Genomic DNA, 23,189 nt, shown 5'->3' with positions numbered 1-23,189 from the left:
ATTTATAGATATTGAGTCAGTTATTTTATAAATTGGATTTTTGGGGCCTCTTCAACACTTTCGGTATCGAAAAACCCTTGGTTTTCCATCCATTCGTTGCTGTAGACCTTGCTCATGTAGCGCGAACCATGGTCGGGAAACACCACGACCACCACACTGTCTTTGTCAAACTCGCCTTCGGTGTTCAATTGTACCAAGGCCTGCATGGCCGCACCGCTGGTATATCCCAAGAAAAGGCCTTCTGCATGGGCCAACTTACGGGTCATATGGGCACTGTCGGCATCTGAAACCTTAATATAGCGGTCAATGCTGTTGAAATCAGTGGCCGATGGGATCAGATTCTTGCCAAGACCCTCTATTCGATACGGATATATTTCGTTGTGGTCAAATTCACCAGTTTCATGGTATTTCTGCAATACCGAACCATAAGCATCGACACCCAGAATTCTGATAGCTGGGTTCTTTTCCTTCAAATAACGGGCAATGCCTGAAATAGTACCCCCTGTACCGCTACAAGCCACCAAATGGGTGATTTGCCCACCTGTTTGCTCCCAAATCTCAGGACCCGTGGTCTTATAGTGTGCTTCAATATTCAATTCATTGAAGTACTGGTTTATGTAAATGGAGTCTTTGGTCTCTTCGTGCAGTCGCTTGGCCACTTGGTAATACGACCGCGGGTCGTCGGCGCTAACATGGGCAGGGCACACATATACAGTGGCCCCCATTGAGCGCAGCATGTCAATCTTGTCTTTTGAAGATTTTGAACTAACGGCCAAGATACATTTATACCCCTTGACGATGCAGGCCATTGCCAAGCTAAAGCCTGTATTGCCTGAGGTCGTTTCAATGACCGTACTACCTTTTTTCAGGATTCCCCTTCGCTCTGCCTCTTCGATGATATAGACCGCAATTCGGTCTTTTGACGAATGCCCGGGATTGAATGCCTCTACCTTGGCATAGAAATTTCCGGTGAGCGATTCGGCGATTCTATTGAGTTTTATCAGGGGGGTTTTACCTACAAGCTCAAGAATGTTGTTGCAGGCCTTGATATTGTTTTCCATATCATTTGTTAGGTAAGGATAACGGTAATTGCATACCAATTATTCCGTTTATTCCGTGGCAAAAATAGCAAATTTTATTTTTTTGGGATTTTCCCTTCCAAATCCAACAGAAATGCATACTCCTTAGCCGTCTCCTTAAGGGCCTCAAACCTTCCGGAAGCACCGCCATGTCCAGCATCCATATTCGTGTCTAAAAACAATAGATTGCTATCGGTTTTCATGTCCCGTAACTTGGCCACCCACTTGGCAGGCTCCCAATACTGCACCTGCGAATCGTGCAAGCCGGTGGAAACGTACATGTTCGGATAGTCTTTGGCCTCAACTTGGTCATAAGGCGAATATGAAAGCATGTAATCGTAGTATTCTTTTTCTTTCGGGTTGCCCCATTCGTCGAATTCGCCCGTTGTTAGCGGAATGGAATCGTCCAACATGGTGGTGACCACATCTACAAAGGGCACTGCAGCGATCACCCCATTGTACAGCTCGGGTGCCATATTGACCACCGCACCCATCAACAGTCCGCCCGCAGAACCGCCCATGGCATAGAGATGCTCGGCACTCGTATACTTTTGGGCAATCAGGTATTTTGAACAATCCACAAAATCGGTAAAGGTATTTTTCTTGGTCAGCAACTTGCCGTCTTCATACCACGGCCTGCCCAGGTATTCGCCGCCCCGAACGTGGGCAATGGCATAGATAAAGCCACGATCCAGCAAACTGAGCCGAACCGATGAAAAATAGGGGTCGACTGTACTGCCATAGGAACCGTACGCATATTGTAGCAACGGGCTGCTGCCGTCCAATGGGGTGTCTTTATGGTACACCAGTGAAATGGGCACTTTTACCCCATCATGGGCCGTGGCCCAAACACGTTCTGAGCGGTAATTTTCTTTATCGAACGTACCGCCCAAGACCTCTTGTTCCTTTAAAATGGTCTGCTCTTTGGTAGCCATATCGAATTCGATGATGGCGTAGGGCGAAGTCATGGCATTGTAGAAATACCGCAGTTTGTCGGTGTCAAAATCCAGATTGGTGGTGGGCCCCATCACATAGGTCTCGCTTTCAATAGGCAAGTAATAGTCTTCTGAACCGTCCCACTTGACAATTTTCATCTTGTTCAGCCCATTTTCTCGTTCTGAGAGCACATAATAATTTTTGAAGATCTCAATATCCTCCAACAAAACATTATCGCGATGTGGAATGAATTCTTGCCAATTCTCATGCGAAGTATGCTGCTCCCCTACTTTCATCAACTTGAAATTAGTGGCCTTGTCTTTGTTGGTCAACACATAGAAATTGCCATTGTAATGCGAAATACTGTATTCCAGTCCCCTTTCACGTGGTGAAAAGACCTTGAATTTGCCATTGGGGTCGTCGGCGGGCAAAATGCGGTATTCAGAGGTCAGGGTACTGACCGAGCCAATAACGATATACTTCCTCGATTTAGTCTTGTACACAAAAGTTGAAAAAGTCTCGTCTTCTTCATTAAATACCAGTTCATCATCCTCTGAAGGCGTGCCAAGAGTGTGTCTATAAATACGGTCAGACCGAAGCGTTACTGGGTCTTTTTTAGTATAGAAAAGCGTCTTGTTGTCTGCCGCCCAAGTAGAGCTGCCCGTGGTATTGTCTATTTTATCGGGAAGAATCTCGCCCGTTTCCAGATTTTTTATTTGGATGTGGTACTGTCGCCGCGACACCGTGTCGACCCCAAAAGCGGCCAATTTGTTGTCCGGACTGATGGAAATACCCCTCAGATTGAAAAATTCGTGGCCCTCTGCCATTTCATTGCAATCGAACAAAATTTCCTCAGGGGCTTCCAGACTTCCTTTTTTTCGGGCATAAATAGGGTATTCCTTGCCCGTTTCGTAGCGTGTTAGGTACCAATAGCCATTCAACTTATAGGGCACCGACGAATCATCTTCTTTGATACGGCCCTTCATCTCTTCAAAAAGCGTTTCCTGAAAGTCTTTGGTATGGGCGGTCATCGCTTCATAGTAAGCGTTCTCTGCGTTCAAATACTCAATGACCTCTGGGTTATCGCGTTCGTTCAGCCAATAATAGTCATCGACACGAACATCGCCGTGAATCTCAAGTTTTTTTGGTTTTTTGGAAGCTTTTGGCGGAGTTATGTCCATTTGTTTTTCATTCGAATCGTGGCAAGCGGCGACAAAAATAAGGCAGAAAATGGAAATGGGAATCCGATAAAGAAGTGATTTCATTCGCAGTGATTTCAGCCAAATTAGTAATTTTGGCTCACCAATCCTTAATTATTAGCACAATGTTCGGAGATTTAATGGGAATGATGGGGAAACTGAAGGAAACCCAGGCCAAAGTGGAAGCCACCAAAGAACGGTTGAACTCGGTCATGGTCGATGAGCAATCGTCTGATGGGTTGCTAAAAGTAACGCTGACGGCCAACAGAGAATTGAAATCCATCCAAATCGACGATGCGCTCTTAGAAGATAAGGACCAGCTCGAAGATTATTTGGTATTGACGCTCAACAAGGCCATTGAAAAGGCCACCAAGGTAAACGAAACCGAGCTTGCGGCAGTGGCCAAAGAGGGCATGCCCAATATACCGGGGATGGATTCGCTTTTCAAGTAAGCTCCCTTTCGGGATTTTCTTATCTTTAGAAAAAGACCCGGAATAGATGATTGAAGTTTTTCAAGACCGTAACGATGTACACCGATTTCAGATAAAATCGGCATCTGGTGGTGTTTTGCTCAAGAGCAACCCCTTTGCCAACGGTCAAGATGTAAAAAATGCCGTTGCGGAAATCAAAAAGACGACGGCAAGCCACTTGCTTTTTGAACGCCGTACCAACCACGATGGCAAGTTCTTTTTTAAAGTAAGGTTACAAGACGGAACATTGGTCGGAAACAGCCAGTTGTACGACTCTGAGGCGGGTTTGGAAAACGGCATCAAAAACCTAAAAACCGTTCTTTCAACCCTTTAAAACCCCTATAATTCCTGCAAGATTTGCAAAAACCGCTTGTGCATGGCATCGGTATAGTCTAAATGGGTAACAATGCGCAATTTGCCCTGCCCCATGCCGATAATCGAAATCTGTTGCTCAGCCAACCTTTGCAAAAATTCGGTTTCTGAAATCGTTTCTTGATTCAATTCAAAGATGATGATGTTCGTTTCAATGGGTTCGACCTTTTTGATAAAACCAAGATTTTTCAAGATACCGCCAATTTCCTTGGCTTTTTGGTGGTCGTCAGCCAATCGTTCGATGTGGTGGTCCAAGGCATAGATGCCCGCAGCGGCCAAGTAGCCCGACTGCCGCATTCCCCCACCCAAAATCTTGCGGATACGCAGGGCTTTGTCAACCAATTCTTTGCTTCCGATCAAAACAGAACCTACCGGACAACCAAGCCCCTTGCTCAGGCAAACGCTAATGGTGTCGAATAGCTGCCCGTATTGCTTGGGTGATTCGCCTTTTGCGATAAGGGCATTCCATATTCGGGCACCGTCCAGATGGTAGTGTAGGCCATGTTTTTCACAAACGGCCTTTATGCGCTGCAACTCCTTAAAATCCCAGCAAGCACCCCCCCCTTTGTTGGTGGTATTTTCAATACAGACCAGTGCGGTCAGCGGACTATGGTAAAAATCGGGCGGGTTTATGGCCGCCTCGACCTGTTCGGCCGTCATCATTCCCCTGTGCCCATCGACCAATTTGCAAGAAACGCCACTATTGAAGCTGACGCCCCCTCCCTCATAGTTGTAGACATGGGCAAACTTATCGCAGATCAATTGATCGCCAGGATTTGTATGCAGCTTTATGGCCGTTTGGTTGGCCATGGTGCCACTCGGAAAAAAGAGGGCGGCCTCCATCCCGAACATATCGGCCACTTTTTCTTCGAGGGCATTGACCGTGGGGTCGTTTTTAAACACATCGTCGCCCACCTTGGCGTTCATCATGGCCGTGAGCATTCTGTCAGTCGGTCGGGTAACGGTATCGCTGATCAGGTTGATTTCCATTCAGAGTATTTGATTGTTGGCCCTATAGACGATTCATACGTTAAAAATCAATGAAAACAATCCATTCCGATCGGTGAACCATCTGGAATTTTAGGCGCCTCTATTTTTCTTTCGTATCCCTTTGGGTTACCGATAAACTTCTCAACCTCTTTTAGCAAAAGGGCCGCATGGGGCTGCTCTTTTCTACTTTCCAACTCCTTTTTGAGGTCGGTCATGGCATTTAGTATGGTTTCGGTAACCTGTGGGTGGCTTTCTTTGGCACTCGCAAGGTGCATCAACTCTTGCAGGGTCTGCCAGTTGACCAATTTCTGTACTTCGCCCAAATAACCCTCATCCACTTTTGACATGATGGTTGCATCGAGCAGTGTTGAAACCACTTCTTTCAGGCCCAACTGCTGCTTGTCCAACGCCTTCTGCTGCACCAATCGGTTGGCCCGCTGCGGGTGTAACAACAACATCAAGGTTTGGTGGGCTGCCGTTTCGGCCACACCCAGGGGATCAAAGGCGACCCCCGTTTTCCCCTTGAACGATTCACGTGTTCTAGGGTATCCAATACTTCGGGGTGGAAAAAGCGATAATTTACTTTCAGGTATTGCCAAGGTCTTTGGTTCCAAGGTCTTCAGCAAGGTTTGCAGGGCCTCTTTCTGGGTCGTTCTTTCGAGTGTTTTAACGGTCAGTTGCCCATCTCCCTTTACGGCATAGTTATAATCAAGGCCGCCAACCAACTTCACCGTCGCTTCGGTCTGGTAACGATGTAAAAAATACAGTGGCACAAAAACATCTTCGAGTACCGACAGCGGTTCCCCACTTCTGATGTTGTCCACAGAAAAATTATCGATGGCCGTTTCCCTGATCTTCAAAATGGCATCCAATTCTCTACTGGCGTTCTTGCCATTGTCCCATAGATGGGCCAGACCGTGGGCACCCCCTATCGGTCGGGCATCTTGATCTGAAATATACCGCAATCCATCGCTTTGGGCCTTGGCCAAAATATTGTTGAGCGCCTGTTCTTCAGCGACCCCCTTCGGAAAATCGGAATAGGCATAGGCCACCGTTACCTTGTCCCACTCGCCAATGCCCGTATCGTACACGTTGGAAAAGTCGATTTCGCCATTTTTGAGGGTAAACTGTGGGTGCGGATAGTCCATCACCGAAGCCCGGTCATTGGTGCTGGCTGCAAAATTATGGGCAAAGCCCAAGGTATGGCCGATTTCATGCGCCGAAAGTTGACGAATGCGCGCCAAAGCCAATTCGAGCATGGGTCGGTAGTTGTCATCACGCTCGGCGAACGGTTTGTCCATAAGGGCTTGGGCGATCATAAAGTCTTGGCGTATACGTAGGCTTCCCAAACTCACATGCCCCTTGATGATCTCGCCTGTTCTAGGGTCTTGTACGCTGCTGCCGTAGCTCCAGCCACGGGTAGAACGGTGTACCCATTGGATGACATTGTAGCGCACATCCATGGGGTCTGCATTGTCTGGCAACATCTTTACCTGAAAGGCATCTTTATAGCCAATGGCCTCAAAGGCTTGGTTCCACCAACGGCCACCTTCCAAAAGGGCCGAACGTACCGGTTCGGGGGTGCCATTGTCGAGATAGTAGATAATGGGTTCCACCGCTTCGCTCATCTCGGCATTGGGATTTTTTTTCTGTAATCTGTGCCGCGGTATGTATCGTTTTAAAATGGGCTCTTGTACCGGGGTCGAGTAATCATAATAGGTAAAGGGGTACGAGCCGCAACGGGGGTCAAATTCACGCATCTCAAAACCGTCATCGGGCAGTTCGATGAACGAGTGGTGCTGCGCCACGGTGACCGCTGTCGGGTCGGGGGTCACAGAGCGGATGTTTCTTCCTTTGGGCTCGCCCTTAAAGGTCAGAAACACATCGAACTCAATATTCTTCGGAAAGGCCTTGGTGCGGTCAAAATTCCATGCGCTGCGTTTTTTATCCAAACTATAATTGCCCTGATCGGTCTGTTTCAATCGTCTGGCCACCCCGTGTGCATCGCGCATCAAAAAATCAGAGATATCGATAAGATAGCTGCCTTTTGATTGGTCAAAAATTTCAAAACCGCCCAAAATTGATTTGGCAAACGCTTGCTCTACCGACATTTTTTCAAGTTTGTTGTCGGTCAGGGCACGAAAACGCATATTGGGCTGTACCAATAAAAGCTTTTGGCCTGCCTTTTTAAAATAAACGACCTGTTCGTTGCCCAACTGGCCCCTATCCAAACCTATGTCGTTACTTCCTATTCCGCTGCTTAGCGAATAAACGTACAAGAATTCCTTTTCCAATTCATCTACCTGAAGGTAGATTTTGTCATTCTTGTCATCATAATAAAAATTTAAAAAGCCATTGAACTTTTGAAATCCATTGGCCTTATCAAAGCTTTGAGACCATGCGGTGTTGACAAAAAGATACAAGAGGGCGCTTAGCAAAAGAGCGTTTTTCATAAGTGTTCGAATTGTTGCCTAAAAATATACAAAATGGATTGTTCCTACATAGCGAAACATTAAATTTGCCCAAAATCTAATGAATGGTAACCACAGATCAGCAAAAGGATCTTATTGAACGCCTTGGTGCGTTAAGGAGGTATCTTTGACATCGATGCCAAACGTATCGAAATAGAAAACGAGGAAGAGAAAACCCTTGTGCCCGACTTTTGGGACGACCCTGTCACGGCCCAGGCCCATATGAAATCACTGAAATCGAAGAAAAAATGGATAGAAGATTTCAACCAGGCCAAAACCTTGGTCGGCGACCTTGAAGTACTGCTCGAATTTCAGCAAGAGGGCGAGATTTCTGAGGAGGAAGTACAAAAACAGTACGATAAGGCCCTCGACGCGGTTGAAAAGCTTGAATTCAAGAACATGCTCTCTGACGAGGGCGACGAGCTGACCGCTATCTTGCAGATCACGGCCGGTGCCGGTGGCACCGAGAGCTGCGACTGGGCTGCCATGCTAATGCGCATGTATCTTATGTGGGCAGAAAAAAATGGCTACAAGGTAAGGGAGCTCAACTATCAAGAAGGCGATGTAGCGGGCATTAAAACGGTGACCCTCGAAATTGAGGGTGATTATGCCTTTGGATGGTTGAAAGGGGAAAACGGCGTACACCGTTTGGTACGCATCTCGCCCTTCGACAGCAATGCAAAACGCCATACCTCTTTTGCCTCGGTATATGTATATCCGCTGGTCGATGACACCATCGAAATCGACATCAACCCTTCAGATATTGAAATCACCACCGCACGTTCAAGCGGTGCCGGTGGCCAAAACGTGAACAAGGTGGAGACCAAGGTGCAATTGGTGCACAAACCAACGGGCATTCAGATTTCCTGCTCCGACTCCCGTTCACAGCACGACAACCGGGCCACGGCCATGAAAATGTTGAAATCGCAACTCTATGAGATCGAACTGCGCAAAAAACAAGAGGCAAGGGCCGAGATAGAATCGTCAAAAATGAAGATCGAATGGGGCTCGCAAATACGCAACTATGTAATGCACCCCTACAAACTCGTAAAAGATGTACGCACCGGCCAGGAAACCGGAAATGTAGATGCCGTAATGGATGGGAATATAGACCAATTCTTAAAGTCATATCTGATGATGATGGGGCAGAAAGAGGATTGATTTGTCTAAAACCCCTTAACTTGATGGCATTATGCCTTTTAACAAACAATTAACCCAGATAGGTCAAGCCAAACGATAATTTTGAAATCCGACACTAGAATGAAAAAGTCATTACAACTCTTTACGGCCGTTTTTCTGCTGCTCTTTGCCTCAAGCCTAGAAGCACAATATGGCTATGGCAACCGCTATGGCCGCCGAACCTCCATTCCGCAAGCACAGACGCCACAAAAAGAACCGGAGCCAAAAACGGCAGAGGAATATGTTGAGGAACGCATGCCCAAGATAATCGAGGCCCTAGAACTAGATCCCTTCGAGGAGGCAGTGGTGCGCACAACACTTACCAAATATGTACAAAAGAGGATGGAACTGCAGATTTTGAAGCTGGATCCGAAAAAAATGAAGGAAGAGTTTGAAAAAATCCAAAAATTGCAAGATGCCGAGATAAAAGCTGGACTTCCCGAAGAGAAATATGAAAACTACCTGGCGCTTCAAAAAAACCAGTTGAAGAAAAAACGAAAAAAGAAAAAGAAAAGGAAAGACAAAACCGATTGACTTTCCGATCCGTTTACTTCCCACAAAACTTCATACCAATTTTCACCCGCTTAAAACTGTCGATGATCTGATCGGTACCGTTGTTGACAGATTTTGGGTTTTATTTAACGCCCCCTACCCCGATATTTGGCGGGTGTAATCAATCAAGTAATTCGCATGTACAGAAGAATTGTATTGCTCTTTTTTCTTATTTCAGCCCTATCATTTTCACAGCGGCCCTCGGGTCAGGGAGGCCAATCCCAACCCATTACCGTAACGGGTGAGGTCGTAGATAAAGATACAGGGCAGCCCCTTGAGTATGCCACCATTATACTTGAGCCGGTTCGCAACCCAGAATCTGTGACCGGTGGCATCACCGATTTAAACGGAAAATTTGAGGTAGAGACACGACCCGGCATGTATAACATCTCAGTCGAGTACCTCACCTATGAAACTTTTAAAAAAGAACGACAATTGTTACGTGCTGACACCGATCTGGGCCAGATAGCCTTGGCGATTGATGTCTCGCAACTCGAAGAGGTTGAGGTGATAGCCGAGCGTACCACGGTCGAACTTCGATTGGACAAGAAAATATACAATGTGGGCAAAGATCTGACCGTTCGCGGTGGTACCGTAAGCGACGTACTCGACAATGTGCCCTCGGTATCGGTCGATGTGGAAGGAAACGTGCAGCTTCGTGGCAACGACGACGTTCGCATACTCATCAATGGAAAGCCCTCGGCCATTACCGGTCTGAACAGCACAGATGCTTTGCGACAACTTCCGGCAGAATCAATTGAGAAAGTAGAGGTGATCACTTCACCCTCTGCGCGCTACGATGCCGAGGGATCTGGCGGAATCATCAACATTATTTTGCGAAGAAGTAAATTACAGGGCCTTAACGGCGCCCTGACCTCAAACATCGGCTACCCCAATTCTGCCGGCATCAACGGCAATCTAAATTTTAGGGCAGGTGATGTCAACATTTTCACCAATACCGGGTACAACTATCGTGAGCGTCCGGGGAACTCTTTGAACGATACCGATTTTTTTGATGCCTCGGGCAATTTTACCAATTCACTTCGTGAAGAACGCGAGTTTGACAGGGTACGAAAGGGCCTGAACGCCAATTTTGGGGTAGAATGGTATGTGAACCAAACCGCATCCATCACACAATCAATATTCATCAGGGATTCTGACAACAGCAGTGAAACGACCAATACCTTTTTTCAAGAAGATGCCGCTGGCAACAGGAGCTCTGGCTTCCGGTTCGATCCAGAAACCGAAGAAGACAAAACCTTCCAATATTCATTCAATTTCGATAAGCAGTTCAATGGAGACTCAGAACACAAGCTCACCTTTGCCTTTCAATACGAGACTACCGACGAAGTTGAAGAGTCTTTGATCGTGCAAAACGGTTTTGACAGTGAAAGTGTTCGAACCGCCGAAGACCAACAACGGCTCTTTTTACAGACCGATTATGTGGTGCCCGTGGGCAAGTCGGGCCAGTTTGAACTGGGCTACCGCGGTGATTTCAATACACTCGAAACCGATTATGATGTCGTTTTCATCAATCCGACCGTTGACGAGCTGGGCATTACCAACCCTAGTAATGTATTGGATTATAAGGAGACCATCAATGCCGTGTACACCCAATTCGGAACCAAATTCGATAAATTCTCCTTTTTGGCAGGACTGCGGTACGAGGCCACCCGGTTGATCATCAACCAAATCGAGACCAATGATTTTAACCGGAATAATTTTGACGGACTGTTTCCTACCCTAAACCTCAACTACGAGATCAGTGAAAAAGAAAGCTTTCAATTTGGCTACAATCGAAGAATTCGTCGGCCAAGATCGCGTTTTTTGAATCCGTTCCCATCGCGGTCAAGCCCGACCAATCTGTTTCAGGGCAACCCGACCCTAACTCCTTCGTTTTCAAATCAGGTCGATTTGGGCTATTTGAAACGTTTTGAAAAAGTGACGTTGAACAGTTCGGTCTATTTTCAAAGGGCAACCGATGTCATCAGCTTTATAACAGAAGATACCGGAGAAGATACCTTTTTTGATGGCGAACAGGTCAGTATCTTGAGAAGAACCCCGGTAAACCTGGCCCGAAATGACCGCTATGGTTTTGAGGTGACCACTAACTATCGCCCCAGTCGAAAATGGAACCTTAATGCCAACTTCAACATTTTCAACCTGATCACCAGGGGTGATTTCAATGGGCAGAACTTTGATGCGGAAAATTTGAGCTGGTTTGTTCGCCTGAACAATAAAATAACCCTGCCCGCCAAAATCGACTGGCAGACCCGAATGTTCTACCGCGGCCCTGTTGAAAATGCACAGACACGCAACCAGGGCATCTTCTCGTTGAATCTGGCCTTCAGCAAAGACTTTTTCAACGAAAAGGCATCACTCGCATTTAATATCAGCGATGTGTTCAATAGCCGTAAAAGGGTAAGTGAGACGGTTACGCCCTTTTTTGAGAGCGATAGCGAGTTCCAATGGCGTGTGAGAAGTTTTAATTTGGCCTTTACCTACCGGTTCAACCAAAAGAAAAGAAGAGGTGGTGAAAGAGAACGTGATTTTGACGGGGGCGACGAAGAGTTCGGTACCCCATAAAACAAAAAAGAAGCCCAAATGGCTTCTTTTTTTTATTCTTCTAGACGCTGAGCCTTTCTGGCTTCGCGTTTTTCTTTCCACATTTCCATAAGGTTTCCTCCCAACCAATAGGGCACCACAAAACCAATCAGAAATATCATCAACCAGAAACCTATTGTGAAGATGGTCAAAAACGCTAGCCAGCCTAAGTATTGGTCAAACTCTACCATGTGATTCGATTTATAGGGCAAAGATACCCTGAAAAAGGCAAACTTTGCAAATCCTTTTAAAAAAATCTAAAACCAAACAAATATCAGCAAAAAGAAAAATCTTGAAAGGTTACCTTTGCCAAAAGAAATTTCAGCACTATGGAGTTCAGAATAGAAAAAGATACCATGGGCGAGGTAAAAGTACCCGCCGACAAGTACTGGGGCGCACAGACAGAGCGCTCAAGAAACAACTTCAAAATAGGTGCGGCAGGCTCAATGCCGTTAGAGATTGTGTATGGATTTGCCTACTTAAAAAAAGCGGCGGCCCATGCCAACCATGAACTGGGGGTTTTATCAAAAGAAAAAAGGGATCTGATATCACAGGTTTGCGATGAAATTCTCGAAGGAAAGCACGATGACCAGTTTCCCTTGGTGATTTGGCAAACCGGCTCGGGCACCCAGAGCAACATGAACGTGAACGAGGTCATCGCCAACAGGGCCCATGAAATGGCCGGCAAAAAAATTGGTGAGGGCGAAAAGACCATTCAGCCCAACGATGATGTGAACAAGTCACAATCTTCAAACGACACCTTTCCAACGGGCATGCACATTGCGGCCTACAAAAAAATCACCGAGGTCACCATACCCGGTGTGAAAAAGCTGCGGGATACCCTTGATAAAAAATCCAAAGAATTCAAAAACGTGGTCAAAATCGGGCGAACCCACTTGATGGATGCCACGCCCCTTACACTTGGCCAAGAGTTTTCTGGCTATGTGTCACAGCTTGACCATGGCTTGAAGGCCCTTGAAAACACCCTAGATCATTTAAGTGAACTGGCCTTGGGCGGTACGGCGGTAGGTACGGGGCTGAACACTCCCGAAGGCTATGATGTACTGGTGGCGAAATACATTGCAGAATTTACCGGTCTTCCCTTTAAGACCGCCCCGAACAAGTTTGAGGCCTTGGCAGCACACGATGCCATTGTAGAGAGCCATGGCGCACTGAAACAACTGGCCGTTTCACTGAACAAGATTGCCAACGATATTCGCATGATGGCCTCCGGACCACGTTCAGGCATCGGGGAAATCATCATCCCTGCCAACGAACCGGGCAGCTCCATTATGCCGGGCAAGGTGAATCCGACCCAATGTGAGGCCCTTACCATGGTGTGCGCGCAGGTAATGGGCAACGATGTGGCCATCACCGTAGGCGGCACACAAGGCCACTACGAGCTGAATGTTTTTAAACCCGTTATGGCGGCCAACATACTACAATCGGCCCAGTTGTTGGGTGATGCCTGTGCAAGTTTCGAGAAGAACTGCGCGGCAGGCATAGAACCGAACCACGACAGAATCAAAGAGCTACTGAACAATTCGTTGATGTTGGTAACGGCATTGAACACCAAGATTGGCTACTACAAGGCCGCCGAAATAGCGAACGCCGCCCACAGAAATGGCACCACCTTGCGTGAGGAGGCCGTAAGGCTTGGGTATGTGACCGAGGAAGAATATGATGAATGGGTCAAACCCGAAGATATGGTGGGCTCCTTTAAATAAGGGAAATCCAGCGAACGTAAAAAGGGCGGCCAAATGGCCGCCCTTTTTTGATCAAGTATATGGATAGTGTTTATTTGTGCTTACTACTTCAAAATAAACTTAGAAGTACCCAACAATTTCAGCTTGTCATCATAAACGTTCACCATGTAGTTCCCCTTTGGGAAATCTCCTGAAGGCTTGTTGATGTAATCGCATACATCCAAATCGTTGTTCTCATAGTAGAAATTGGTAGCCTTGCTGTAGGTGATTGAAGCACCTTCTTCATTTGACTTGGTAAAGCTTTCGCCCAACACATTGCCTTGTGGATCCAATACCTCAATGTAAAATTCCCGGTCGCCAGCTTCAGCGATCACGTTATCGGCAACGGTAAAGCAAACTTTAAACTTGTCAGTGGCACGAGCCCTTGAAGTAGAAACCAATTTACCGCTGCTTCTTTCCTTAACCGCATCAACTTTGAAAGAAGATAGGTTCAACGCAGATCCCCTTTCAACAGCATCGGCCAATTGGGTGTTCTGTACAACCAATGAATCGTTGAATACAGTCTGCTTTTCAAGCTCAGCATAGGTGCTGTCACGCTCCATGGCCAACAAGGTGTTCGATTGGGTCAACGAATCGACCTGACGCAACAATCTTTCCCTTTCTGCCTTCAAAACGCTTACTTGTCTTCTGTAACGAGAAAGTGCAGCGATATCGGCCTTCATGTTTTTAACAGAATCGATGTACTTTGCAATGTTGTCACGTGCGGCAACCAATTCTTCATTGGTGGCATTGCTCTCTAGAATGGCCTTGTCATATTCTGACTTCAGGCTGTTCAAATCTTCAACGACCAACTCTTTCTCTTGGGTCAGTTGCTGGGTCGTCTTTTTCTTATCTTGGTAAAGGCTTACCGTATAGATAATGGTTCCGAGAAGAATCACTCCCAGTAAACCTGCGATTACCTTTAAACCATTGTTGTTTTTTGTTTCAGTCATGATTTTTGATTTAATTAATTCTTTTGTTTTACAATAGTGTTGCTTATTGTATCCGCTTTATTTACGTATCAGATTTTGGTTTGGATTATTTAATCTGGAATAATTGTTAAAAAAGTGGAATAAATGTCTGTGAAGCCTTATTTTTAAAGGATTCTAAATTGCTGTGATGACCTTAAAAAAAATCTTTCCAGTAGTATTTGCGATTCTTTTTTTGTCTTTTTCTGGGCTAATGGGCCAAAAGACTTCATGGGGAAACCCGTCGGATGAGGTCAAAATTCATCCCATTCAACATGCTACCGCGGTCTTGGAATGGAACAATCTTACCATATATGTTGACCCTACGGGTGGTGCCGAAGCGTTTGAGGGTTTTGAAGCCCCTGACCTTATCTTGATTACCGATATACATGGAGACCATTATAATTTGGAGACTTTGGAAGAACTTGACACCCAAAAGGCCAAAATAATTGTGCCCAAAGCGGTCGCCGATAAAATGCCTCCAGCCTTTACGCCGCAGATAGATGTGCTAAACAATGGTGATACCAAAGAGCGTTTCGGCATCACCATTGAGGCCGTGCCCATGTACAACCTGAGGGATGAAGCAAAAAAGTTCCATGAAAAGGGTCGCGGCAATGGCTATGTGCTCAATATGGGCGGCCAGCGCATCTATATTTCCGGAGATACGGAGGATATTCCTGAAATGCGGGCCCTGACCAACATTGACAAGGCCTTGGTCTGCATGAACCTGCCCTATACCATGACAGTGGAAAGCGCTGCCGATGCCGTGCTGGTATTCGAACCCAAACAGGTATATCCGTACCATTACCGGGGTCGACCCGAAGTAAGCAATGTGGCCAAATTTAAACGGTTGGTAAACAGCGGTAATCCAAACATTGAAGTGGTACAATTAGATTGGTACCCGAATGATGATTATTGACCTGTAACATCTGGGCAAAAAAACAGTCATATAAAAGATCTTTATCTTTTTCTAACAAATAACTCAATACCTTCAAACATGAAACATTCATTTAAGGCATTCTTTTTGGCCATGGTCGTATTGGCAGTGGGCTGTAAAGAAAAGGCCGAGGAAAAACAAGCGGCATCGGAATTCAAGGTGCCTGTGGAGTACTACAAACTTGACAACGGGCTCAAAGTCATTCTCTCACAAGACAAGACCTCGCCCACGGCCATTGTGGCGGTCTATTACAACATCGGGTTTCGTATCGAGCCAAAAGACCGTACCGGCTTTGCCCATTTGTTCGAGCATATGATGTTTCAAGGTTCAAAAAATTTGGGCAAGATGGAATTCATCAAACTTGTACAGCAGAATGGAGGGGTGCTCAACGGTTCTACCCGTTTTGACTTTACCAACTATTTTGAGATCGTGCCCTCGCACAAACTGGAAACCATGCTCTGGGCCGAGGCAGACCGTATGCGGGGACTCGATATTACCCAAGAAAACCTGACCAACCAACAGGGGGTGGTAAAGAACGAGGTTAAGGTAAACGTGCTCAACCAACCTTATGGGGGCTTCCCTTGGTTGGATATGCCACAGTTTGCCAATAACAACTGGTACAACGCCCATAACTTTTATGGCGATTTAGAGGATTTGGATGCAGCCAACCTTGAAGATGTGGAACAATTCTTTAAAACATACTATGCCCCCAATAATGCTGCATTGGCGGTAGTGGGCGATTTTGAGATAGAAGAGGCCAAGGCGTGGATAGAAAAGTACTTTGGTGATATCCCCGCTGCTGAATTGCCCCCACAGCCTGATATTTCCGAACCCCGGCAAGAAATGGAAAAAGACTCGGTCAAAAACGACCCCTTGGCCAACAAACCCGCCATAGCCATTGCCTACCATATGCCAGAACGCAACACCCCTGAATACTACGCCATGGGGCTATTGGACCAGATCTTGGTGCAGGGCGACAACGGACTGTTGGTACAAAAACTAGAAAAGGAAAAGGGCTTTACCTCTGATGTCAACGGTGGCATCAATTATCTGGGCAATATGTTCAACTACAAAGGCCCCATGTTATGGATGTATGATTTCACCTATGACCAAGAAACCTCCAAAGAAGAAATTTTGGCCGCGGTCGACGAGGCGATGGTCGATTTGAAGCAAAACTTGGACCAAGAAATGATCGACAAGGCCATTATTAAAATACGGTCGCAGCTCTACGACGATATTGGCGGATTCTTTGGTCTGGGCCGGGCCGACCTTTTGTGCAGCTTTGCGCTGTTCGACGATGACCCAGAACGTATCAATTCCATCGAAGAAGAATTCAAAAAAATAACGCCTGAAATCGTCTCAAGAACCATCGATGAGTACCTGCGAAAGACCAATCGCAGCATCCTCACCGTAAATCCATTATTGGCTGAAAACGAAAAAACAAAATAAGATGAAAAACTATATCACATATATAATCGCTTGCCTTTTCTCAATAGGCTTGGTACAGGCCCAAGAAAAAGAGATGCCTCCCAAGGGAGGGGAACCCAAAAACTTTACCCTACCAGAAAAAGAGGTGGTCGCGTTCGATAACGGTTTGACATTGGTAATGGTACCCTATGGCTCCATTCCAAAGGCTACCATTCAGTTCAATATCAAAACAGGAAACATCAACGAAAAGGAAAATGAAGTATGGCTGGCCGATCTAATGGTCGATTTAATGGAAGAGGGCAGCACTTCAAAAACTTCAAAACAAATAGCCGATGAAATGGCCGGCATGGGCGGCAATCTCAACATTGGAGTCGGTTTGCACACAACCTCGCTGAGCAGCTCAGTGCTATATGAATTTGCCCCCGAAGCGATTGCTTTGATGGCCGATGTACTCAAGAACCCCAAATGGCCCGAAAGCGAATTGAATCGTTTGAAGAACGATATCAAAAGACGCTTGTCGGTGGATTTGTCAACGCCACAAAACCAGGCCTATCGTGATTTTTACGCTACACTTTATCCTGACCACCCCTATGGTCGTGTATATCCTACCGATGAGCAGGTCGATTCATACACCGTCGCCAATATCAAAAGGTTTTATGACGAAAACCTTGGGGCCAAAAGAACCACGGTATATGTAGCGGGTAATTTTGACAAGGAGGCCGTTCGCCAAGCTGTCGAGACCCACTTGGCCGACTGGCGCGAAGGAAAAGAAATCGATTACCCTGTGGCCAAACCCGTGACCTCCAATGAGGTTATGATCATCGACAGGCCAGGGGCTCCACAATCAACCATCTATTATGGACTGCCCGCACCTGACCCCTCACATGAAGATTATCTGGCACTTGATGTGACCAACTCTATTTTGGGCGGTTCTTTCGCTTCGCGAATCACCAGCAACATTCGAGAAGACAAAGGGTATACCTATTCGCCCTACAGCGTGTTGGATGCCAAATACAAAACCGGGGTTTGGTACGAAGCCGCCGATGTGACCACAGAACACACGGGGGCCTCTTTGATGGAAATCAAGAAGGAAATCGAAAAATTGCAGAACGAGCCACCTTCTAAGGAAGAATTGGAAGGCATCTTAAACTACGAGTCGGGCATTTATGTACTACAGAATTCCACTCCCAATGGCATCATCGGGCAGTTGGTGTTTTTGGAGATCCATGATCTCGACGAGGCATTTTTGAAGAACAAGGTGCAGAACATGTTTGCCGTTACCCCTGAAAAGGTGCAGGAGATGACCCAAAAATATATACGCCCTGAAAATATGACCTTGATTGTGGTCGGTGATAAGCAAAAAATCGAAGATCAGATTCAGGAAACGATCAAAGCTCCTTTGAAACAGTAAAAAGAACGGTGTTGCCCGCATTCAATTTGCAACAACCATATCAAAAAATTCAGGCGTAGTCGAGAACACTTGAGGGTGTTTGCCCAAAAACATCTCGACTGCGCCTGTATACCTACATGGGCAGGCTAGATGTGGCATTTTTTGCTACCCTTGTCAACGAACCAACTTCTTGTATTTGATGCGTTTCGGCATGATGTCCGCCCCCAATCGTTTCTTTTTGTTCTCTTCATAATCTGAAAAGGATCCTTCAAAGAAATACACCTGTGAGTCGCCTTCGAAGGCCAGAATATGGGTACAGATTCTATCCAAAAACCAGCGGTCGTGCGAGATGATAACGGCGCAGCCTGCAAAATTCTCAAGACCCTCTTCCAGCGCCCGTAGAGTATTTACGTCCAAATCGTTGGTGGGCTCGTCAAGTAACAATACATTGCCTTCTTCTTTCAGGGTCATGGCTAAATGCAAGCGGTTTCGCTCACCGCCCGATAGGGCACTGACCTTCTTGTTCTGCTCACTGCCCGAAAAGTTGAAACGGCTCAGGTAGGCGCGTGAGTTTACCTGTTTGCCCCCCATCATGATCAATTCTTGTCCGTCACTGAAATTTTCCCAAATTGTTTTCTCGGGGTCGATATTCGAATGGCTTTGGTCAACATACGCAATCTTGGCGGTGTCTCCCACAATAAACTCACCCTTGTCAGGGGTCTCTTCACCCATGATCATTTTAAAAATGGTGGTCTTACCTGCCCCGTTCGGACCAATAATACCGACAATGCCCGCCTGTGGCAGGTTGAAGTTCAGGTCTTCGTACAACAGTTTTTCGCCATAGGCCTTGCTGACACCTTTTGCCTCGATAACTTTGGTGCCCAAGCGTGGACCGTTCGGGATATAAATCTCCAATTTTTCTTCTATCTGTTTTTGATCTTGGCTGAGCAGCTTGTCATAGTTTTTTAGACGTGCCTTTTGTTTGGCTTGGCGGCCCTTGGCCCCTTGGCGTACCCATTCCAATTCGCGTTCAAGTGTTTTTTGGCGTTTTGAGGCTTGTTTGCTCTCTTGTGCCAAGCGTTTGGCCTTTTGGTCAAGCCAACTCGAGTAATTTCCTTTCCATGGAATGCCCTCTCCCCTATCAAGTTCGAGAATCCATCCCGCCACATTGTCCAAGAAGTACCGGTCGTGCGTTACGGCAATCACGGTACCCTTGTATTGGGCCAAATGATGCTCGAGCCAGTGTACCGATTCGGCATCCAAATGGTTCGTGGGCTCATCGAGCAAGAGCACATCAGGTTCTTGCAAGAGCAAACGGCAAAGGGCCACCCTACGACGTTCGCCACCCGAAAGCACTGCAATTTTTTTGTCAGGTTCGGGGGTTCGCAACGCATCCATGGCAATTTCTAGCTTGGTGTCGAGTTCCCACGCATTCGATGCATCGATTTTGTCTTGAAGCGCTGCCTGCTTGTCCATGAGTTTCTGCATTTTATCAGCATCCTCATAGACCTCGGGCAGCGCAAACATATCGTTGATCTTATTGTATTCGTCCAAAACCGCAACGGTTTCGGCAACACCTTCCTTGACAACCTCTAGAACGGTCTTTTCATCATCCAGTTGGGGTTCTTGCTCCAAATATCCCACGGAATATCCCGGCGAAAAAACCACATCGCCTTGATAGTTTTTGTCGACCCCGGCAATAATTCTCAGCAAGGTTGACTTACCAGAACCGTTTAGTCCTAAAATGCCAATTTTAGCACCGTAGAAAAAGCTGAGGTAAATATCTTTTAAAACAGGTGTATTGGCCGATTTATAGGTCTTGGTGACCCCAGCCATGGAAAAAATTACTTTTTTGTCGTCAGACATAGGGAAAGTTTATCTGTTTAGAGTTTAGTGTTTATCGTAGAGATTGCCTAACAACAAGAGCCTATTAAACACGCCCTTTCAGGGCATTGAACACCCATGCAATGGCAAAAAAACCAACACCGACCGCACCAAAGCCATAACCGGCCACTTCGTCATACTTGAAAGCTCCGAGGGCAATCATTCCCACTCCCACAAAAATCATGATAAAGGTGGCCCAAGCCAATACTGTATTTTTATTCATCGTCATACGTTCACTTTTTGGTAACCGCTAATATCGTAAAAAATTGGTGGCCTGCGATACTTTTACAATCACTTTGTGAAGATCATCAAAATGCAATGTCGGCTTGCCTTTTTACGGCTTCAATCAATTGCATAAGCTCCATACTGTTTTGATGCGACCAAAGGTCGCTCTGCAGTTTTCCGCTTGCTATGCAATTGATCACTTCCTCTATTTCATGGGTATAGCCTTTGCCGGTGGCAGGAAGATCAAAACATGTTTCTTCCCCATTTTTACTCAAACTATAGGCTTGGGCCTCGTGCCATCTTGGCTCTATAAAAATGGTACCGTCCTCGCCTGATATTTCAGCACGCATCTGCGAGGTATTGCCCAGACCACTATACAGTATGGCCTGCTTGTCTTCGTACTCAAAAAGCATAGCGGTCTGCACCTCTACCCCTGTGGAATGGAACTTAGCCCTAGCGATAATTTCCTGGGGCTTTCCAAATAAAAGGTATGCCAAAAAAATCGGGTAGATCCCTATATCCAACAAGGATCCACCAGCAAGTGACGGATTCAACAATCGGCCTTTTGGGTCTTTGTCAAGGCCATAAAAGGCAAAATCGGCATGTAGGTAACGAACCCTGCCTATTTCACCCGATTCGACCAGTTGCTTTACCTTTCTAATGGTCGGGTTGAAGCGTGACCAAAGGGCTTCCATCAAAAATACCTTTTGGGCGGTAGCCGTTTCTACCATGCGTTCAACTTCTTCTAAGGAGATTCCCATTGGTTTTTCGCACAGAACATGCTTTTTGTGCTGCATGGCCTGAATGGCCAATTCGGCATGAAAGGTATGGGGCGTGGCGATATAGACCACATCCACCCGATCATGTTCAAAAAGTGATGTGTAGTCACCAAAAGCAAATCGCGCACCATGTTCTTTTGCAAAGGCCTCGGCTTTCTGTTGGCTACGCGATGCCACTGCCGTTAGTTCGGCATGCTCTACCAATTTCAGGTCGTTCACAAAACTCGTGGCGATCTTACCCAAACCCACAATTCCCCAACGAATCTTTTGTGCCATACATTTCTAATTTACTGCACCCTTTTTCAATCGAAGGAACTCCGTATCTTTAAGCCAGTGCAAATTAATAACCTCAATGGATCTCAATTTCAATAAAAACGAAGACCACAACAAACTTAAACTATCTGAACTACGAAAAAAACTTGCCACCGTTAAAATGGGCGGAGGTAAAGCCCGCATTGAAAAGCACCATGCCAAGGGCAAAATGACCGCTCGTGAGCGTATTGATTATCTTTTGGATGATGATAGCGACTGCCTAGAAATTGGTGCCTTTGCCGGCGAAGGCATGTACGAAGAACATGGGGGCTGCCCATCTGGCGGCGTGGTGGTCAAAATAGGATATGTACAAAAAAGACTTTGTGTCGTGGTCGCCAACGATGCCACGGTCAAAGCTGGGGCATGGTTTCCTATCACCGGGAAAAAGAACCTAAGGGCACAAGAAATCGCCATTGAAAACCGATTGCCCATTATTTATTTGGTCGATAGTGCCGGGGTCTATTTGCCGATGCAGGATGAAATCTTTCCTGACAAAGAGCATTTTGGGCGTATTTTCAGGAACAATGCAGTGATGAGCAGTATGGGCATCACCCAAATTGCGGCAGTAATGGGCAGTTGTGTGGCCGGTGGGGCCTATTTACCCATTATGAGCGATGAAGCCCTTATCGTCGATAAAACAGGCAGTATATTTTTGGCGGGAAGCTATCTGGTAAAAGCGGCCATTGGCGAGAGCATAGATAACGAAACATTGGGCGGTGCCACTACCCATAGTGAAATCAGCGGGGTAACCGATTACAAGGCCAAAGACGATAAAGATGCCCTTGACACCATCAAAAATATTGTCGGCAAAATGGGCAGTGCCGATAAGGCTGGGTTCAATAGAGATATGGCACAGCCACCAAAAGAAGATGCTGAAGATATTTATGGTCTTTTGCCCGCTTCACGCTCAGACCAGTATGATATGCTCGAAATCATCAAACGTCTGGTCGACAATTCAGAGTTCAAGCAGTACAAAGAAGGGTACGGTAAGAGCATTTTAACGGGCTATGCGCGAATCGATGGCTGGGCAGTCGGCATTGTAGCCAACCAACGAAAAGTGGTAAAGACGCCCAAGGGCGAAATGCAATTTGGAGGGGTCATCTATTCAGATTCAGCCGATAAGGCCACGCGGTTTATTGCCAATTGCAACCAAAAGAAAATTCCACTGGTGTTTTTACAGGATGTGACTGGATTTATGGTCGGAAGCAAAAGCGAACATGGCGGTATCATTAAAGATGGAGCCAAAATGGTCAATGCCGTGAGCAATTCAGTAGTGCCCAAATTTACCATTGTCATCGGAAACAGTTATGGGGCCGGCAACTATGCCATGTGCGGCAAAGCATACGACCCCAGACTGATTGTGGCCTGGCCGAGTGCCGAACTGGCCGTTATGAGCGGCAACTCTGCAGCCAAGGTATTGTTGCAGATTGAAAAAGCGGCCTTGGAGAAAAAGGGCAAGAAAATCACCAAAGAAGGAGAAACGGCCCTTTACAATAAAATAAAAGAGCGGTACGATAACCAAATATCACCCTATTATGCAGCGGCCCGTTTGTGGACGGATGCCATTATTGACCCACTGGATACCCGAAAATGGATTTCAATGGGCATTGAGGCCGCCAACCACGCCCCTATCGAGAAAAAGTTCAATATGGGAGTGCTTCAGGTGTAA

General features: G+C 46.4%; 18 protein-coding genes. 10 read left to right on the top strand and 8 right to left on the bottom strand.

What is annotated here, in order from left to right; translation table 11 throughout:
* Nucleotides 1-20: 20 nt before the first annotated feature.
* Entirely contained in the window at nt 21-1,061 is a 1,041-nt protein-coding gene (locus tag VC82_RS13150; protein WP_045802777.1) for a cysteate synthase, read from the bottom strand.
* Nucleotides 1,062-1,135: 74 nt separating this feature from the next.
* Nucleotides 1,136-3,196 carry a S9 family peptidase gene (locus VC82_RS13145; RefSeq protein ID WP_417935069.1) on the bottom strand — a complete coding sequence of 687 codons (2,061 nt, stop codon included), beginning with the start codon at nt 3,194-3,196 and terminating at the stop codon, nt 1,136-1,138.
* A gap of 143 nt (nt 3,197-3,339) precedes the next feature.
* Between VC82_RS13145 and VC82_RS13140 the strand changes: the two genes are divergently transcribed.
* Nucleotides 3,340-3,666 carry a YbaB/EbfC family nucleoid-associated protein gene (locus tag VC82_RS13140; RefSeq protein ID WP_045802775.1) on the top strand — a complete coding sequence of 109 codons (327 nt, stop codon included), beginning with the start codon at nt 3,340-3,342 and terminating at the stop codon, nt 3,664-3,666.
* Nucleotides 3,667-3,712: 46 nt separating this feature from the next.
* Entirely contained in the window at nt 3,713-4,018 is a 306-nt protein-coding gene (locus VC82_RS13135) for a YegP family protein (RefSeq protein ID WP_045802774.1), read from the top strand.
* A gap of 5 nt (nt 4,019-4,023) precedes the next feature.
* On the opposite strand, the gene VC82_RS13130 is transcribed toward VC82_RS13135, so the two are convergent.
* Both VC82_RS13130 and VC82_RS13125 read right to left on the bottom strand, forming a co-directional pair.
* Nucleotides 4,024-5,046 (bottom strand): threonine aldolase family protein, encoded by a 1,023-nt coding sequence (locus tag VC82_RS13130; RefSeq protein WP_045802773.1) that lies wholly within the window; start codon nt 5,044-5,046, stop codon nt 4,024-4,026.
* A gap of 47 nt (nt 5,047-5,093) precedes the next feature.
* Nucleotides 5,094-7,499: a zinc-dependent metalloprotease gene (locus tag VC82_RS13125; RefSeq protein WP_045802772.1), complete on the bottom strand. Its 2,406-nt coding sequence runs from the start codon at nt 7,497-7,499 to the stop codon at nt 5,094-5,096.
* Nucleotides 7,500-7,582: 83 nt separating this feature from the next.
* Here VC82_RS13125 and prfB point away from each other — a divergent pair.
* From prfB to fumC, 4 genes are all read left to right on the top strand, one after another.
* A protein-coding gene (gene prfB, locus VC82_RS13120) for a peptide chain release factor 2 (RefSeq protein ID WP_157518106.1) occupies nt 7,583-8,678 on the top strand; the annotation gives its coding sequence in 2 pieces (ribosomal slippage) (nt 7,583-7,645 and nt 7,647-8,678; 1,095 coding nt in all).
* A 99-nt stretch (nt 8,679-8,777) separates the two neighbouring features.
* Entirely contained in the window at nt 8,778-9,230 is a 453-nt protein-coding gene (locus VC82_RS13115; protein WP_045802770.1) for a hypothetical protein, read from the top strand.
* Nucleotides 9,231-9,386: 156 nt separating this feature from the next.
* The gene (locus VC82_RS13110) at nt 9,387-11,834 is read left to right on the top strand and encodes a TonB-dependent receptor (protein WP_045802769.1); all 2,448 of its coding nucleotides are present in this window, start codon (nt 9,387-9,389) and stop codon (nt 11,832-11,834) included.
* 347 nt (nt 11,835-12,181) lie between these two features.
* A complete protein-coding gene (fumC, locus tag VC82_RS13100; protein ID WP_045802767.1) occupies nt 12,182-13,579 on the top strand; it encodes a class II fumarate hydratase in 1,398 nt (465 codons plus the stop codon).
* Between the two features lie 83 nt (nt 13,580-13,662).
* Here fumC and VC82_RS13095 read toward each other — a convergent pair whose 3' ends face one another.
* Nucleotides 13,663-14,550: a hypothetical protein gene (locus VC82_RS13095; RefSeq protein WP_045802766.1), complete on the bottom strand. Its 888-nt coding sequence runs from the start codon at nt 14,548-14,550 to the stop codon at nt 13,663-13,665.
* A gap of 229 nt (nt 14,551-14,779) precedes the next feature.
* Between VC82_RS13095 and VC82_RS13090 the strand changes: the two genes are divergently transcribed.
* From VC82_RS13090 to VC82_RS13080, 3 genes are all read left to right on the top strand, one after another.
* Nucleotides 14,780-15,484, top strand: a complete 705-nt coding sequence (locus tag VC82_RS13090) for an MBL fold metallo-hydrolase (protein WP_245616026.1) — start codon at nt 14,780-14,782, stop codon at nt 15,482-15,484.
* 78 nt (nt 15,485-15,562) lie between these two features.
* On the top strand, nt 15,563-16,951 hold the full coding sequence (locus VC82_RS13085; protein WP_084598230.1) for a M16 family metallopeptidase: 1,389 nt from the start codon (nt 15,563-15,565) through the stop codon (nt 16,949-16,951).
* A 1-nt stretch (nt 16,952) separates the two neighbouring features.
* The gene (locus tag VC82_RS13080) at nt 16,953-18,341 is read left to right on the top strand and encodes a M16 family metallopeptidase (protein ID WP_052699032.1); all 1,389 of its coding nucleotides are present in this window, start codon (nt 16,953-16,955) and stop codon (nt 18,339-18,341) included.
* 153 nt (nt 18,342-18,494) lie between these two features.
* On the opposite strand, the gene ettA is transcribed toward VC82_RS13080, so the two are convergent.
* From ettA to VC82_RS13065, 3 genes are all read right to left on the bottom strand, one after another.
* The gene (gene ettA, locus VC82_RS13075; protein WP_045802764.1) at nt 18,495-20,186 is read right to left on the bottom strand and encodes an energy-dependent translational throttle protein EttA; all 1,692 of its coding nucleotides are present in this window, start codon (nt 20,184-20,186) and stop codon (nt 18,495-18,497) included.
* Between the two features lie 64 nt (nt 20,187-20,250).
* Nucleotides 20,251-20,427, bottom strand: a complete 177-nt coding sequence (locus VC82_RS13070) for a CAL67264 family membrane protein (protein WP_245616025.1) — start codon at nt 20,425-20,427, stop codon at nt 20,251-20,253.
* Between the two features lie 85 nt (nt 20,428-20,512).
* Nucleotides 20,513-21,484, bottom strand: a complete 972-nt coding sequence (locus tag VC82_RS13065) for a Gfo/Idh/MocA family protein (RefSeq protein WP_045802762.1) — start codon at nt 21,482-21,484, stop codon at nt 20,513-20,515.
* A gap of 76 nt (nt 21,485-21,560) precedes the next feature.
* Between VC82_RS13065 and VC82_RS13060 the strand changes: the two genes are divergently transcribed.
* Entirely contained in the window at nt 21,561-23,189 is a 1,629-nt protein-coding gene (locus VC82_RS13060; protein WP_045802761.1) for an acyl-CoA carboxylase subunit beta, read from the top strand.

The sequence above is a fragment of the Flagellimonas lutaonensis genome (genome assembly GCF_000963865.1).
GTDB lineage: Bacteria > Bacteroidota > Bacteroidia > Flavobacteriales > Flavobacteriaceae > Flagellimonas_A > Flagellimonas_A lutaonensis.
Note: the sequence above shows the minus strand (reverse complement) of the source record. Positions and strands in the feature narration are given on the sequence as shown.